The organism is Paenibacillus ottowii (assembly GCF_006874425.1).
In the GTDB taxonomy this organism is placed as follows: domain Bacteria; phylum Bacillota; class Bacilli; order Paenibacillales; family Paenibacillaceae; genus Paenibacillus; species Paenibacillus ottowii.
On sequence record NZ_VIJZ01000003.1, the window covers coordinates 178,397 to 192,479 of the forward strand.

Genomic DNA, 14,083 nt, shown 5'->3' on the forward strand with positions numbered 1-14,083 from the left:
GTCGCAAGAAGTCGCATTAAGACTGAGCGTTAGCCCCTGCAACAATTTCCGTAATTTCCTGGGTAATAGCCGCTTGACGAGCACGGTTATAGGTCAAGGAAAGCTCTCCAATCAACTTGGTAGCATTCTTCGTAGCAGCTCCCATCGCCGTCATTTTCGCTCCCAGCTCACTTGCTTTACCATCCAGCAAAGCGCCGTAAATGAGCGTTTCCGCGTAACGTGGCAGCAATGCTTCCAGTACTCCCTCTGGTGAAGGTTCATACTCGTAGTTAATTGAGGATGAAGCAGTAGCTGACTCCGGTGTTGCCATCGGCAACAAACGATCAACTGTTGGAATTTGAGTCAATGCGTTGACAAAGCGGTTATAGCATAGATAAAGCTCATCAAATTCTTTAAGTTCAAAGCCTTGTACGGCTTTGCTAGCAATCGTTTTGATATCTGCAAATGCAGGTGTATCTGACAGATCGGTTACCGATTCAGCGATAGGGAATTCACGACGTCTGAAATAATCCCGTCCTTTTCGCCCAATGATGAAGATTACAAATTCATCCTGTGAACGGTGACGCTCAGCAATCGTCTGCGTAACCTGTCGCAAAATATTGGCGTTATAACCACCAGCCAGACCACGATCAGATGTAATGATGAGATAAGCCGTCTTTTTAACTGGACGACTCTCCAGCATTGGATGCTTGATGTTATTCGCTCCAGAGGCAATACTACTCACAACTTCTTTAAGCTTTTCCGAGTAAGGTCGAGCTGACTCCGCTTTCTCTTGAGCTCTTCTCAGTTTGGAGGCAGCAACCATTTCCATCGCTTTCGTGATCTGCTTCGAACTCTGCACACTTTTAATCTGACGTTTAATGTCGCGCATACCTTTTGCCATGATTTCACCACCTTCAAGCTTTGGCCAAGCCAAAGCTAACTTCATAAGATTAAAATCCAGCCGCACATATGTTAAAGGGCCTGTTATTGAGAGTAAAACATGCCAAGGAAGCCACAACCCAGAGGGTACGCTTCCTTAGACACCTTTCATCATAAACAGGCAAATTCCAATATATTACACCGACGTGGCGAATGATTTCTTGAATTTTTCGATAGCTGCCTTCAAAGCTGCTTCATTATCAGCAACCAAGTCTTTCGTGTCGCGAATAGATTGAAGCACATCCTGATGATCGGACTCCATGAAAGACAGGAAGTCTTTTTCAAAACGTTTTACATCCGATACAGGAATATCATCAAGGAAGCCTTTTACAGCAGTATACAAGCTCACTACTTGTTGCTCTACAGCAAGCGGTTGGTGAACACCTTGTTTCAAAATTTCCATCATGCGTGCGCCACGGTCGAGACGGGCCTTGGTGGATTTATCCAAGTCGGACCCGAATTGGGAGAACGCTTGAAGCTCACGATATTGAGCAAGATCCAGACGCAGGGAACCTGCAACCTTTTTCATCGCTTTAATCTGAGCAGAACCACCTACACGAGATACGGAAATACCTACGTTGATCGCTGGACGTTGGCCTGCATAGAACAAGTCAGCTTCCAGGAAGATCTGTCCATCTGTAATGGAAATAACGTTAGTTGGAATATAAGCAGAAACGTCGGAAGCCTGTGTCTCGATGAACGGCAAAGCAGTAAGTGATCCGCCACCCAACTCATCATTCAGCTTCGCTGCACGTTCCAGCAAACGAGAGTGCAGATAGAAAACGTCACCTGGATATGCTTCACGACCCGGTGGACGGCGCAGCAACAGGGAAAGTTCCCGGTAAGCAGACGCTTGTTTAGTCAAGTCATCATAAACAACCAGGACATGCTCGCCTTTGTACATAAAGTATTCACCCATGGCACAGCCAGAGTAAGGAGCAATGTACAGCAATGGTGATGGTTCGGAAGCAGATGCCGTAACGACAATCGTGTATTCCAACGCACCATGACGACGCAATGTTTCAACAACTTGAGCAACCGTGGATTGTTTTTGACCAATAGCGACATAAATACATTTCATGCCGTTGCCTTTTTGGTTCAAAATTGCATCGATTGCGATAGAAGTTTTCCCCGTTTGACGGTCACCGATAATCAACTCACGTTGACCACGACCAATCGGAACCATCGCATCAATAGCTTTAATCCCTGTCTGCATAGGCTCATGTACCGATTTACGGGCCATAACGCCTGGAGCCTGACTTTCAACCGGACGGAATTCTGTTGTAGCAATCGGGCCTTTACCGTCAACTGGTTGTCCCAGCGGGTTAACTACACGTCCGATCATTGCTTCGCCTACAGGGACTTGCATGATCTGACCTGTACGTTTTACTTGGCCACCTTCACGAATGTCGGAGAATTGACCCAAAATAACAACACCGACATTGCTTTCTTCCACGTTGAGCGCCAAGCCCAATACGCCAGTGTCGAATTCTACCAATTCACCGGCCATAACTTTTTCCAGTCCGTAGACGCGGGCAATACCGTCGCCGACTTCAACAACAGTGCCGACTTCAACGACCTCGATATCATTTTTATATTGTTCAATCTGACTTTTAATCAATGAACTGATTTCTTCAGGTTTGATACTCAAGTGTGTTCACCCCTATCTTCTATACTCGTCTGTTAAAGGATTTCTCAAGACGATCCAGCTTGCCGGCCAGACTGCCGTCGTACAGTGTATCGCCGATAACCACTTTCAATCCGCCCAGTAGACTCGGGTCCACTATGTTTTCCACACGGATTGTTTTATGTTCACGGGCACCAAATTCTTCGGCTACCGTTGTTTTTTCCTGATCACTTAAAGCATACGTCGAATACACCTTAGCATGGGCAATTCCCAGCTTGTATTCCTGAATCTCAAGATATCCGGCCAGGAGAGATTCGAACAAATCTGCTCTGCTGCGCTGAATCAACAGCTTAATCGTGTTAATCAGCGACGCAGACAACTTGCCTTCAAAATTGCTAGCCAGTACCTGAAGCTTGACTGCTTCCGTAATGTTAGGAGAATTAATGAATTTACGGATTTCAGCATCCCCCGATACAGCTTCTACAAAAGCACGTAGCTCCTGTTCGGTTTCCATAATGGTCTGTTCCTGCTCTGCTACTTCATACAAAGCTTTCGCATACCGTTTGGCAACTACCGTATCTCGGCTCATGCTTTGCCTCCTACCTCTTTAAGGTATTGGTCGACAAGCTCTCCCTGGACTTGGTCTTCCTTAATTTCCTTTTGAATCAGTTTGGAAGCAATTTGTACCGAAGCTTTACCCACTTCGCTACGCAATTCGGCAACTGCCTTATTACGCTCGCTTGTGATTTCACGAACAGCTTCGTCTTTCAGGCGGACAGCTTCGTCTTTAGCCTGAATAATAATTTGTTCCGCTTGCTTGTTACCTGTTTGTTTTGATTGCTCTATAATATCGTAGGCTTCCTTGCGCGCTTGCTGGAGAGCCTGCTTTTGCTCTTCAACATAAGCAGCAGCCTGTTCACGCGTTTGTGCCGCCTCATTCATTTGCTGTAATACGAGTTGACGCCGTTTTTCCATTACGGAAAAGAGAGGGCCAAATGCATAGCGCGTCAGTAACCAGTACAAGATCAAAAATGCAATGATAGTGAAAACGATACTTGTCCAATTTAAACTCAATTGAAGTCACTCCTTTCCGGTGAACGTCGGTTCTGGATCTTTCATGTTCAAACGAACAAAGAAGGCGCGGATGGCTGTGCCTTCCCCGCCAAACCTTGCTTAGTTCAATTCATTAAGCCTTAGCGTAAAAAATAAATGCCAGAACGACACCGATAATAGGTAGAGCTTCGACCAGACCTACACCGATAAACATAATAGTTTGCAAGGTGGACTTCGCCTCTGGCTGACGAGCGATACCTTCAACTGTTTTACTTACAATCAGACCGTTACCAATACCTGCGCCAAGCGCACCCAAACCTACTGCGATAGCTGCTGCTATTAATGCCCAAGCTCCCATTTTAAAAATCCTCCTTAGAGATGTGTATTTGTATTGTACATGTATTTGCAGTTAAGCGCGAAGCGTACTCCTGAACTTAACTTAAAACTGAAACATAATTTACCTAATGTTCTTCTTCATGTGTGTCAATTGCCTGTGATATATATACGAACGTCAAAATGGTGAAGACGAACGCCTGAATGCTACCGACAAAAATACTGAATCCTTGCCAGACTACGAGTCCCAATACGGAAGCAACCATACCTCCCACACCAAGTGCTGTCATTTTCAACAGAACACTTATCAAAACTTCGCCGGCAAAAATATTACCGAACAGACGCATACCGTGTGTTAATAGTTTTGAGAACTGCTCAATCAAGTTAATTGGCAAAAAGAACGGAAATGGCTGAACGTAATGCTTGAAGTAAGCTTTCGTATTACGGAAGATCCCCAGGAAATGAACCAGAACAAAGATCATCAATGCCAGTCCAATGGACACCCCTGCATCTGCGGTAGGTGATTTCCACCAGCTGATACCTACATGGGCAGCTTCGCCTGGGTGAGACGCCTGTGCTTGTTCTAGTGCTTCTTTCACTGGAATGATTTCATGTCCAAATACTTGGGCACTCTGCACATTATCGAATTCAGTCACAATCCCGAACGGTAACCCCAGCATATTGCCCACGAAAATGAACATGATCAGCGTCATCCCCAAGGAGAGGAATGGCTTCCCTTTTTTCAAATCCATTGTGCTGGAGATCAGTCCTTGAACGAATTCTACGACCCATTCCATAAAATTTTGCAGCTTGCTCGGATTGTCCACAGACAGATTGCGTGTTGCAGCAAATGCCAATCCAAATACAATCGCGCAAGTCACAATAAGCATAATAATGACGGACAAGTCAATGTTAAACCCGCCCAATTCGATAATCGGTGATTCATGCAACATGTTTTCTCACCCCTTTCTCAGTTGAGCCATTATTTTTCCTGTAGTGTGAATATGATGCCTATAATTAGAAGAAGAAATTGTCCAGTCACCAGGCTTGCCATTACAGCGATCTCATGGAAATAGGCTGGAAACTCCATAGCCAGCACCACTGCCAAAATTGAGGTCGCCAATCGAACGCCAAAGCCAATTCCCACCCTTTTCTTCTTTCCTTCACCGGCAGCCGCACTCGCAACCTGTCGAATCTTGTAGGCCATATGTAGCACATTTAGACAGCTTACTCCCGTTCCCAGAATGATTCCGTGAGCAATGTCACGATGTTGGGGCATGAAGGCGGAGACCAGGAAACATAGAGCCATAATCATAAGCGCTACGATCCATAACATCTTTTGCATTCGGGTCATCTCATTCATTTATCCCTCAGTACCTTTCCGATCACAAGGGCAATACTCAATGCGCCTACAACCAAGCCTACGAGAACGCTTACGCCAGTCCAGATCCCAGATCCACCAAGTTTGGCATCAAGCCATTTTCCGGCATAGAAACCACCCAGTGTGCATACCGTCAAATCAATGCCGATCGCGCTCACCAGTCCTATAGCTTTAAAGGCGTTTCCGGTGTTATTTCGGTTGTTGTTTTGCTTGGAAGGTTTGACCACTTTTCTCATGTCACCCCTGCAATTCCAGTCCATTTTACTTAAATATAAGATGCTTTGTCAATTGAGATATTTTAGCGCCCTAAAGTATAAAAATCAGTCGACAAAGCATCTTAAAATGCTGTATCCCTTGGTAACCGTACAGTTTAACTGTATGCTTACCTTGTAAAGATTAATAATTACGGACGAACACCTTTTGTGAACATTGTGTGAAATTCTTCAGGACGTTCTGTTTGAACACCGTAATGGTGAAGAATCGCATTGACAATTCTTACTGATGCCTGTCCATCACCGTAAGGATTCGCTGCCTGACTCATAGACTCATACAATGCAGCATCTGTCAAAAGAGCCTTGGTCCGATTGTACACATTCTCTTCACTTGTACCCACCAGCTCCAAGGTACCCGCTTCGATTCCTTCCGGTCTCTCGGTCGTATCACGCAGCACCAGAACAGGTACTCCGAACGAAGGCGCCTCTTCCTGAAGACCACCAGAATCCGTAAGAATCAGATGCGTGTGTGGATAAAAATTGTGCAGATCCACGACATCCAGCGGATCAATCAGCTTAATGCGCGGATGGTTGCCTAAAATCTCAAATGCAGGTTCCTTCACAGCTGGACTCGGATGAACTGGGTAAACAATTGCAACATCCTCAAACTCATCCGCGATCCGCTTAACTGCGTTAAAAATTTGACGATGTGGTTCCCCTTGGGACTCCCGGCGATGTGCTGTCATGAGAATCAGGCGTTTGCCCTGTGCCCAGTCCAGTACAGGGTGCTCGTAGTCCTGGCGAACTGTATACTGAAAGACATCTGTAACTGTATTACCTGTTACATATATTCGCGATTCAGGTTTATTTTCCTTCCGCAAATTGCCAGCTGATAAAGAAGTAGGTGAAAAATGCAAATCGGACAACACGCCTGTGAGCTGACGATTCATTTCTTCTGGATATGGAGAAAGCTTGTTCCACGTCCGCAGACCTGCTTCCACATGCCCTACTTCAATTTGCTGCATAAAGGCCGCATAGCTGGCCAGGAAAGTCGTCAGTGTGTCGCCGTGAACCAACACAATATCAGGTTTGGCCTCACGCAATACAGGCTCCAGACCTTGAAGTACACGTATCGAGATTTCATTGAGGGTCTGGCGATCCTTCATTACATCCAGATCATAGTCAGGGTGAATATTAAAAACCTCCAGAACCTGATCAAGCATCTGGCGATGTTGAGCTGTAACGCATACCACGGACTCGATATGCTCCGGATGACGCTGAAGCTCCAAGATAAGAGGAGCCATCTTAATCGCTTCCGGACGCACACCGAAAATGGTCATCACTTTGATTTTAGACATTTTCTGTTGAACCCCTTTTCATAATAAACGTCTGCTTCCCAGATCTTCTGTGATCCAGATATATGTTCTGTCTTAGCATCCATAGATGGTGCCAAATTGCCAAAAGCAGTCTACTTAGTTCCGTACAAGCGGTCGCCCGCATCTCCAAGGCCTGGAATAATGTAACCATGATCATCCAAACGCTCGTCCAGTGCAGCGACATAAATGTCCACATCAGGATGCGCATCCTGCACAGCTTTCACTCCTTCAGGAGCGGCAATCAGATTCATCATTTTAATTTGAGTACAGCCTCTCTTTTTCAATACATCAATTGCTGCGATCGCCGACCCACCCGTTGCCAGCATGGGATCAATCACGATCAATTCACGTTCAGTTACATCCGTAGGCAGCTTCGTATAATATTCTACTGGTTGCAATGTCTCAGGATCACGGAACAACCCCACATGCCCTACCTTTGCGGCTGGCAAAAGCTTTACGACACCATCCAGCATACCTAAACCTGCACGCAAAATCGGAATAAGGCCCAGCATACGACCAGAAATCACTTTACCTTCTGTTTCAGCAACTGGAGTCTGCACCGTAATGCTCTCCAGTGGGATATCCCTTGTAATTTCATAAGCCATCAATGTTGCTACTTCATCAACCAATTCGCGGAAATCTTTCGTGTTGGTCCGCACATCGCGGATAAATGTAAGTTTGTGTTGGATCAAAGGGTGATCGCAAACCACCAGTTTTGCCATGATATATTCCCTCCGGTATTATCGTCACGTTCTTCCGCATCAGCACATCGAACATCCTGATTCGAAAGGATCTATGTAACCTATTTGTACAAACCAAATAAGCACAGATGCAATGCGTGCCTGTAAATCCTGTTTATTATAACATTCCCTTGGTTGATTTAACACCTGCCACCACAACCTTTTGTCAAGGGAAAGATATGACATGCAAAATACTTGGCAGGCCCCATTTCGTGTGACTTTTGTCATATAAAATCACATCAAAAAGGCTCTGACGGCCCTTGACCGTCAAAGCCTTTTCAGCTTGAAGTTTCCCACCTAAGGTATAGTCTCTACATCCCCATGCAGCATATTTTACCTATACTTCAGATTGTCCCATGCTTCCTGAAATTGCTGAAGCATTTCGTCTTTCGTAATAACTCCTGCAATATAGGCTTGCATACTACTGCTTAAATCCTGATTCAACCCCTTCGGGAAGCGCTGGAAGTTCCAACTCCATATCTTGCCTTCTCTCACATGCCGGGATATTTCCGCACCTAAATCACCTGTGGTCTCGTCACTGGACTTGATACTTTTGAAAGCGGGAACGAACTTAAACTCCTTGGTGATATAATGCTTGCCGGTTTCCGATGTGACCAGCCAGTTGAGAAATTCTTTTGCTTCCTGCTTCACAGGTGAGTTTTTATTGACCACCCAATTCGAGGCCACTCCCACAGCGAGTTTGTCTCCAGCGGAGGAGTCATTGTCTATAGGTGTAGGAAGAATACCCAAATTCAAGTTAGAATTAATTCCATCTATTTGCGGCTGCGTCCAGTTTCCCTGGTGCATCATAGCAGCCTTGCCTGTCGAAAACAGGGTCACTTGTGTGTTGTAGTCTGTCGTGAGCGGATTAGGATTTCCGTATTTTAAAGTCAGGTCAAGCAATTTCACCCACTGATCAAACACGGTGTTACCAGGGATGCGAGCAGTTCCTTTATTTAAATCGGCAACGTAGCTTTCCGGGTTTGGCTGTCTGGCAAAGGGGATATTGATAAAATGGTTTCCCAGAACCCACCACTCTGCATAGCCGTTAGCAAAAGGGATAATCCCTGCCGCTTTCAGTCGCTTGGCCGTTTCCTCCAATTCATCAATCGTCTGAGGCAGTTTGGTGATACCCGCTTTTTTAAACAAATCTTTGTTATAGACAAAACCAAATCCCTCCAGGTTCATAGGCTGTCCATAAATCTTGCCGTTAACTGTCATTGGCTTACGAGCAAAATCATCCAGATCCTTCACCCATGGCTGATCCGACAAATCCTCCAAGTACTCAAACCACGTATCGCGATCCTGGTAGCCCTCATTTGTGAAAATGTCGGGCTGATCGCCTGAGGCGAATTTAGCCTTCAACGAAGCACCGTAGTCCGTCCCACCACCGACAGATTGGATATCCAGCTTGATGCCAGGGTGCGTTCTTTCATATTCAGCCTTCAGCTTGTTCAACGGCTCCGAAATCTCCACTTTAAATTGATAAATGTGTATCGTTTTAGTCCCAGTCTGTTGAGCCTTCGTATTACCACAACCTGCAAGCATACATGTGAGCAACAACATCAGGGAGATGACAAGCAACACTGTCTTTTTCATCCGATATCCCTCCCATCAGCCTTTAACCGCTCCGGCTGCAATGCCAGAAACGATATATTTTTGCATCACCAGAAAAAAGACAACGATTGGCGTGATTCCAAGTACCAATGCCGGCAGTGCCAAGTCCCATTGCTTGGTATATTGACCAAACAGCATATAGGTCGCAATCGGAATCGTACGCAGCTCAGGGCCGTTCAAAATGAGTGAAGGCAGCAGATAGTCGTTCCAGATCCATAACGTGTTCAAAATAAGTACGGTCACGAACATAGGGAGCAACAATGGGCAAACGATGCGAAAGAACACCCCATAACGAGAGGCCCCGTCCACTCTTGCCGCTTGCTCGACCTCAATAGGCACGGTTTTAATAAAACCATGAAACAGAAACACCGATAGAGGCGCTCCAAAACCCAAATAGCACAAAATCAGTCCTGGTATGCTGTTGTTCAGGCTTAACACATTGGACACTTCCATAAGCGGCAACATAATCGATTGGAAAGGCACGACCATCGCGGCCACAAGCAAACCGAACAGGAACCGATTAAAAAAAGTGTCATGCCGAACCATTTGGTAGGCGGCCATCGAGCTGATCAGCAGCAGAAGCGCATTGCTGACGATCGTGACGATCAGGGAATTCCCGAGTGCGGTGGGAAAGTTTATTTTATTCCAGGCATTAGCATAGTTTTCAAAACGGAAGGTTGTCGGCCACGATGCGGAATGGGCCAAAATATCTCCAAAAGATTTAACGGAGTTCACAAGCAAAAAGTAGAACGGAACTAGAAAGACCAACCCAACCACAATAAGTAATATTTCAGCTACCCATGTGCTTAAACGATAGTTCGATGTTTTTCCCATTACATTTCGACCTCCTTTTTCTTCGTGAGACGCACCTGAATGCTGGTAATGATCGCAACAACCACGAAGAAAATCATAGCCTTGGCAGTCCCCAATCCAAGTCGATTATTTGTAAACGCTTCATTATATATATCCAACGCTACAGACTCTGTCGCCTTGAACGGTCCCCCCTTTGTCAAAGCCAGATTCAACTCAAATACTTTAAAGGACCAGGATATCGCTAGGAACAAGCAGACGGTCACTGCTGGCATAATAAGCGGCACCACAATATGACGCAAAATCTGTCTTCGGCTCGCACCGTCGATTTGCGCCGATTCAATAAGGGCGTGCGGGACATTATTTAGAGAGGATATGTAAATAACCATGAGATAACCTGCGTATTGCCAAACAAACACAATGACAGTCCCCCAAAAAGCAGTCGGCCCATCCCCCAACCACGGCAGTTTGAAAAAGGAAAGTCCTGTCGCCTCTCCCACCGCAGAAAAACCGCGTATAAATATAAACTGCCAGATAAAGCCGAGTAGCAAACCGCCGATCATATTAGGCATAAAAAACACCGTTCGCAGTGCATTGCGGGTACGCAATGGTTTTGTAAGCGCATAGGCCAGGAAAAAGCCAACCAGATTCGTTAGAATGACGCCACATACGGTAAAACGGACCGTAAACCAGAACGCATTACGGAAATCTGGATCATCTCTAAAAATATGAATGTAATTCCCTAGCCCGAGCCATCGGACATGTTCAGATACGCCATCCCAGTTCGTCATGGAATAATATAGCCCCAGCAGAAACGGAATGACCATAATCAAGACGAAAAACAACGCCATCGGTCCCACAAATATGAGCTGCTGCAATAATTGCGCGGATTTTCTTTGACTCAATGCAATCACTCCTTTGTCGTAGATCTTGAAGGAAAATGCGCATAATCCTTACTGTAATCGCTTATTACCCAAAAACGCAGGTTCCGAGTCGTTTGAAATCAAAAAAGGCTTTCTCCCCTCCACGAACGGAAGGGAAAAAGCCTTATTACATAAAGAATATGAAATGACGACGAATTAGTATTGCGTTCCTGGATAGATCGGGAACTTATCTGTCAACTCGCCAACCGCTTGGCTTGCTTTGGACAATACCGTGTCATCTTTTGGATTTTTAAGGGTGTCCGCAATAATTTTACCAATCTTAACCATGGCCTCTTCATCCATACCACGAGAAGTTGCAGCAGGTGTACCAATACGGATGCCGCTGGTAACGAACGGACTTGTTGGGTCAAACGGAATGGCGTTTTTGTTAACCGTGATCCCCACGGAATCCAATACATGTTCCGCTTCTTTACCTGTAATATTCAAATTACGTGTATCCAGCAGCATCAAGTGATTATCCGTACCCCCGGATACAATGTTAATCCCCTCTGCCAGTAGTGTTTCGGCCAGCACCTGTGCGTTGCGAACTACGTTTTGCGCATAGGTTTTGAATGATGGCTGGAGCGCTTCACCCAAAGCAACCGCTTTGGATGCGATCACGTGCATCAGTGGTCCGCCTTGAGTACCCGGGAAGATAGCTTTATCAATCGCTTGCGCCCATGCTTTGCGAGTCAGAATCAGACCCCCGCGCGGACCACGCAGCGTTTTGTGTGTCGTTGTTGTCACAAATTGGGCATGAGGAACTGGACTTGGGTGGATTCCTGCTGCCACGAGACCAGCGATATGCGCCATATCCACCATGAACAACGCACCTACGTCATTAGCGATAGAAGCAAAAGCTTCAAAATCAATAGTACGCGGATATGCACTTGCACCAGCTACGATCAGACGAGGGCGGTGCTTGAAAGCTGCTTTGCGCACTTCATCGTAGTCGATGCGGAAGTTGTCTTCACGCACACCGTAAGCGGCAAAGTTGTACAACAAGCCGGAGGCATTAACCGGGCTTCCGTGTGTTAAGTGGCCGCCATGCGCCAGATTCATACCCAGTACAGTATCACCAGGTTGAAGAGCAGCCAGATATACCGCCATATTAGCTTGTGCTCCAGAGTGAGGTTGCACGTTCGCATGCTCGGCACCGAATAGTTCTTTCGCGCGATCACGTGCAATATCTTCAACGACATCGACATGCTCACAGCCACCATAATAGCGTTTGTTCGGATAACCTTCAGCATATTTATTGGTAAGCACGGAGCCCATGGCTTCCATTACTGCTTCGCTGACGATGTTTTCGGATGCGATCAGCTCGATATTGTGGCGTTGCCTTTTTAGTTCAAGCCCCATTGCTTCCATCACTGCCGGGTCACTTTTACGCAGATGTTCCATCATGATTGATTACTCCCTCTCCATGGTCAAATTGTTGGGCATACAAGCAAATGCCTGCTCCTCTGTTGGGTACCTCATCATCAATGCAAAGAAATCAGTACAAACATGCCGACATGCCAAATGCTAATCGCAGTTTCCGCCGGCTTCTTGTTCCAGACTGTACACTGCCCGTTGTCCGCCAATAAGTGGAGGACGAGTGAACGCAGCCGTCACACGTGCTTCACCAATCCAGCGAAGGCTTGGGCGAAACGGAACGGCAATCGGGCGCAGATGCATGCCAATCAGCGTTTCGCCGATGTCTATCCCGGCATGAGCCTGTACGTTCGCTGCCAGACACGCATCGTCCATAGAACGATAGGCAACGGTAGCCATAGACCCCCCTGCTGTACGAACAGGAACGGCCGCAACCTCCATCAGTCCTAATCGTTCCAGTAGAGAACGTTCAACAACCAGCGCTCGGTTCAAGTGCTCACAGCATTGAAACGCCACATCAAAGCCATACTCTCTGCGAACGGACTCTACTCCAGACAACACTTGCTGAGCCACGTCGAGCGCCCCTGCCGTGCCGATGCGACTTCCAGCCACTTCACTCGTGCTTGCGCCAATAACCAGCAGGCGACCCGCTTTGAGACTGGCTGCCTCTGCAATTTCCCGCACGACAGAAGCGGTCTGTGCTTCGAGTGAAATCTCATGATCCAATTGTTCTACCATTGGAACCTCCTTTGGTTGAACAGCCTCTCAGAGACTAGGCATGGTCTATGCCCCGAGTTCAACACACTCTCTCCTGATCACAATCTGACTATATTATAGCCGATGTTTCAGATTTCGAGCAGAAAAAATGGAAGAACAAGAAGACAACAGAAAATCTGCTGTAGCTCGTATACGAAAAAAGAGCAGTCCACACCTATGTGGAATTGCTCTTTTGCCCAGGCGACCGGCCGTATATCCGATGCTCCACCGTGGTTAATCCCACTTTTGTCGCCAGTTACACCGGATGCTCATTTTTCCACCTTATCTTAACGGATTAGCTGCTGAAAATCAACAAATTCCGTACAAAATAGAGGGATAGTGCCTATTTCATTCGGAAGAACCCTTTAACTTGTCCAACAACTTATGCAAAGCCGTACGGATTTCCGATGCTGTGACATCGTAGTCCTCCCGCGAACCGCCAAACGGATCTGAGATATCGAAGCCCGGAATCCGTTGATGCAATTCAATTATACGTTCACGTTCCTCCACCGATAGCTCTTGTCCCAATGAAGCCATCAACTGCTGTGAAGCATACAAGCCATCTAACTCCTGTACATCATTCAGCACTGCTTCCCGGTCTTCCACATATTCCTTAAGCGTAAATACTTTGCCCGCCGTTTGGGGAAACCGCTGAACGACATGCTGTTTATGTCCTTGCGTCAAGGTTAAGATCAGATGTGCCCACTCGGCAAGCCCGTCGCTTAAAGGGGTTGAAGTGATCTGATCGGTAATATCGTGATCACGCAGAACCGCCTCTGCATGTCGGGATATCGGCGTGCCTTCCATCGCAGCTACTCCCGCAGAACGCACGTCCAGTTCCAATCCATGCTCAGCAGCCAATTTACGCAGCATCCCCTCAGCCATTGGACTGCGACAAGTGTTCCCTGTGCATACAAATAAAATATTCTTCAACGCCTTCACCCCCCGTATGTTAAA

16 protein-coding genes and 1 riboswitch are annotated in these 14,083 nt (G+C 46.5%); all 16 genes read right to left on the minus strand.

Going from position 1 to position 14,083, the window contains the following annotated elements; genetic code table 11:
* Positions 1-16 precede the first annotated feature (16 nt).
* The 16 genes from atpG to FKV70_RS07815 all read right to left on the minus strand — a co-directional run bounded on the left by atpG (position 17) and on the right by FKV70_RS07815 (position 14,059).
* The gene (gene atpG, locus FKV70_RS07740; RefSeq protein WP_063213866.1) at positions 17-883 is read right to left on the minus strand and encodes an ATP synthase F1 subunit gamma; all 867 of its coding nucleotides are present in this window, start codon (positions 881-883) and stop codon (positions 17-19) included.
* 174 nt (positions 884-1,057) lie between these two features.
* Positions 1,058-2,572 (minus strand): F0F1 ATP synthase subunit alpha, encoded by a 1,515-nt coding sequence (gene atpA, locus FKV70_RS07745; protein WP_063213865.1) that lies wholly within the window; start codon positions 2,570-2,572, stop codon positions 1,058-1,060.
* Positions 2,573-2,591: 19 nt separating this feature from the next.
* A complete protein-coding gene (locus FKV70_RS07750) occupies positions 2,592-3,137 on the minus strand; it encodes a F0F1 ATP synthase subunit delta (RefSeq protein WP_063213864.1) in 546 nt (181 codons plus the stop codon).
* On the minus strand, positions 3,134-3,622 hold the full coding sequence (gene atpF, locus FKV70_RS07755; RefSeq protein ID WP_063213863.1) for a F0F1 ATP synthase subunit B: 489 nt from the start codon (positions 3,620-3,622) through the stop codon (positions 3,134-3,136). The genes FKV70_RS07750 and atpF overlap by 4 nt, the downstream gene beginning before the upstream one ends.
* A 112-nt stretch (positions 3,623-3,734) precedes the next feature.
* On the minus strand, positions 3,735-3,959 hold the full coding sequence (atpE, locus tag FKV70_RS07760; protein WP_013373437.1) for a F0F1 ATP synthase subunit C: 225 nt from the start codon (positions 3,957-3,959) through the stop codon (positions 3,735-3,737).
* A gap of 103 nt (positions 3,960-4,062) precedes the next feature.
* Positions 4,063-4,887, minus strand: coding sequence for a F0F1 ATP synthase subunit A (gene atpB / locus FKV70_RS07765; protein WP_063213862.1), 825 nt, complete (start codon positions 4,885-4,887; stop codon positions 4,063-4,065).
* Between the two features lie 29 nt (positions 4,888-4,916).
* Positions 4,917-5,297 (minus strand): ATP synthase subunit I, encoded by a 381-nt coding sequence (locus tag FKV70_RS07770; RefSeq protein WP_063213861.1) that lies wholly within the window; start codon positions 5,295-5,297, stop codon positions 4,917-4,919.
* On the minus strand, positions 5,294-5,551 hold the full coding sequence (locus tag FKV70_RS07775; protein ID WP_063213860.1) for an AtpZ/AtpI family protein: 258 nt from the start codon (positions 5,549-5,551) through the stop codon (positions 5,294-5,296). The genes FKV70_RS07770 and FKV70_RS07775 overlap by 4 nt, the downstream gene beginning before the upstream one ends.
* Positions 5,552-5,718: 167 nt before the next feature.
* Positions 5,719-6,885, minus strand: coding sequence for a non-hydrolyzing UDP-N-acetylglucosamine 2-epimerase (wecB, locus tag FKV70_RS07780; RefSeq protein ID WP_142612444.1), 1,167 nt, complete (start codon positions 6,883-6,885; stop codon positions 5,719-5,721).
* Positions 6,886-6,995: 110 nt separating this feature from the next.
* Positions 6,996-7,625, minus strand: coding sequence for a uracil phosphoribosyltransferase (gene upp / locus FKV70_RS07785; RefSeq protein WP_013312332.1), 630 nt, complete (start codon positions 7,623-7,625; stop codon positions 6,996-6,998).
* 351 nt (positions 7,626-7,976) lie between these two features.
* Positions 7,977-9,242, minus strand: a complete 1,266-nt coding sequence (locus tag FKV70_RS07790; RefSeq protein ID WP_142612445.1) for an ABC transporter substrate-binding protein — start codon at positions 9,240-9,242, stop codon at positions 7,977-7,979.
* 15 nt (positions 9,243-9,257) lie between these two features.
* Positions 9,258-10,094, minus strand: a complete 837-nt coding sequence (locus tag FKV70_RS07795) for a carbohydrate ABC transporter permease (protein ID WP_142612446.1) — start codon at positions 10,092-10,094, stop codon at positions 9,258-9,260.
* Positions 10,094-10,975 (minus strand): carbohydrate ABC transporter permease, encoded by an 882-nt coding sequence (locus FKV70_RS07800; protein ID WP_142612447.1) that lies wholly within the window; start codon positions 10,973-10,975, stop codon positions 10,094-10,096. The genes FKV70_RS07795 and FKV70_RS07800 overlap by 1 nt, the downstream gene beginning before the upstream one ends.
* A 174-nt stretch (positions 10,976-11,149) precedes the next feature.
* A complete protein-coding gene (locus FKV70_RS07805; RefSeq protein WP_063213855.1) occupies positions 11,150-12,400 on the minus strand; it encodes a serine hydroxymethyltransferase in 1,251 nt (416 codons plus the stop codon).
* A 120-nt stretch (positions 12,401-12,520) separates the two neighbouring features.
* Positions 12,521-13,108 carry a TIGR01440 family protein gene (locus tag FKV70_RS07810; RefSeq protein ID WP_142612448.1) on the minus strand — a complete coding sequence of 196 codons (588 nt, stop codon included), beginning with the start codon at positions 13,106-13,108 and terminating at the stop codon, positions 12,521-12,523.
* 206 nt (positions 13,109-13,314) lie between these two features.
* Positions 13,315-13,396: riboswitch (ZMP/ZTP riboswitch) on the minus strand.
* Between the two features lie 78 nt (positions 13,397-13,474).
* Complete coding sequence (locus FKV70_RS07815; protein ID WP_142612449.1) at positions 13,475-14,059, minus strand: low molecular weight protein arginine phosphatase; 585 nt, start codon at positions 14,057-14,059, stop codon at positions 13,475-13,477.
* Positions 14,060-14,083: the final 24 nt, after the last annotated feature.

Bases quoted from the DNA above. Each gene is read 5' to 3' on its own strand.
- atpG (WP_063213866.1), bottom strand. From the start codon at position 883: ATGGCAAAAGGTATGCGCGACATTAAACGTCAGATTAAAAGTGTGCAG.
- FKV70_RS07750 (WP_063213864.1), bottom strand. From the start codon at position 3,137: ATGAGCCGAGATACGGTAGTTGCCAAACGGTATGCGAAAGCTTTGTAT.
- atpE (WP_013373437.1), bottom strand. From the start codon at position 3,959: ATGGGAGCTTGGGCATTAATAGCAGCAGCTATCGCAGTAGGTTTGGGT.
- atpB (WP_063213862.1), bottom strand. From the start codon at position 4,887: ATGTTGCATGAATCACCGATTATCGAATTGGGCGGGTTTAACATTGAC.
- FKV70_RS07770 (WP_063213861.1), bottom strand. From the start codon at position 5,297: ATGAATGAGATGACCCGAATGCAAAAGATGTTATGGATCGTAGCGCTT.
- FKV70_RS07775 (WP_063213860.1), bottom strand. From the start codon at position 5,551: ATGAGAAAAGTGGTCAAACCTTCCAAGCAAAACAACAACCGAAATAAC.
- wecB (WP_142612444.1), bottom strand. From the start codon at position 6,885: ATGTCTAAAATCAAAGTGATGACCATTTTCGGTGTGCGTCCGGAAGCG.
- upp (WP_013312332.1), bottom strand. From the start codon at position 7,625: ATGGCAAAACTGGTGGTTTGCGATCACCCTTTGATCCAACACAAACTT.
- FKV70_RS07790 (WP_142612445.1), bottom strand. From the start codon at position 9,242: ATGAAAAAGACAGTGTTGCTTGTCATCTCCCTGATGTTGTTGCTCACA.
- FKV70_RS07795 (WP_142612446.1), bottom strand. From the start codon at position 10,094: ATGGGAAAAACATCGAACTATCGTTTAAGCACATGGGTAGCTGAAATA.
- FKV70_RS07805 (WP_063213855.1), bottom strand. From the start codon at position 12,400: ATGATGGAACATCTGCGTAAAAGTGACCCGGCAGTGATGGAAGCAATG.
- FKV70_RS07810 (WP_142612448.1), bottom strand. From the start codon at position 13,108: ATGGTAGAACAATTGGATCATGAGATTTCACTCGAAGCACAGACCGCT.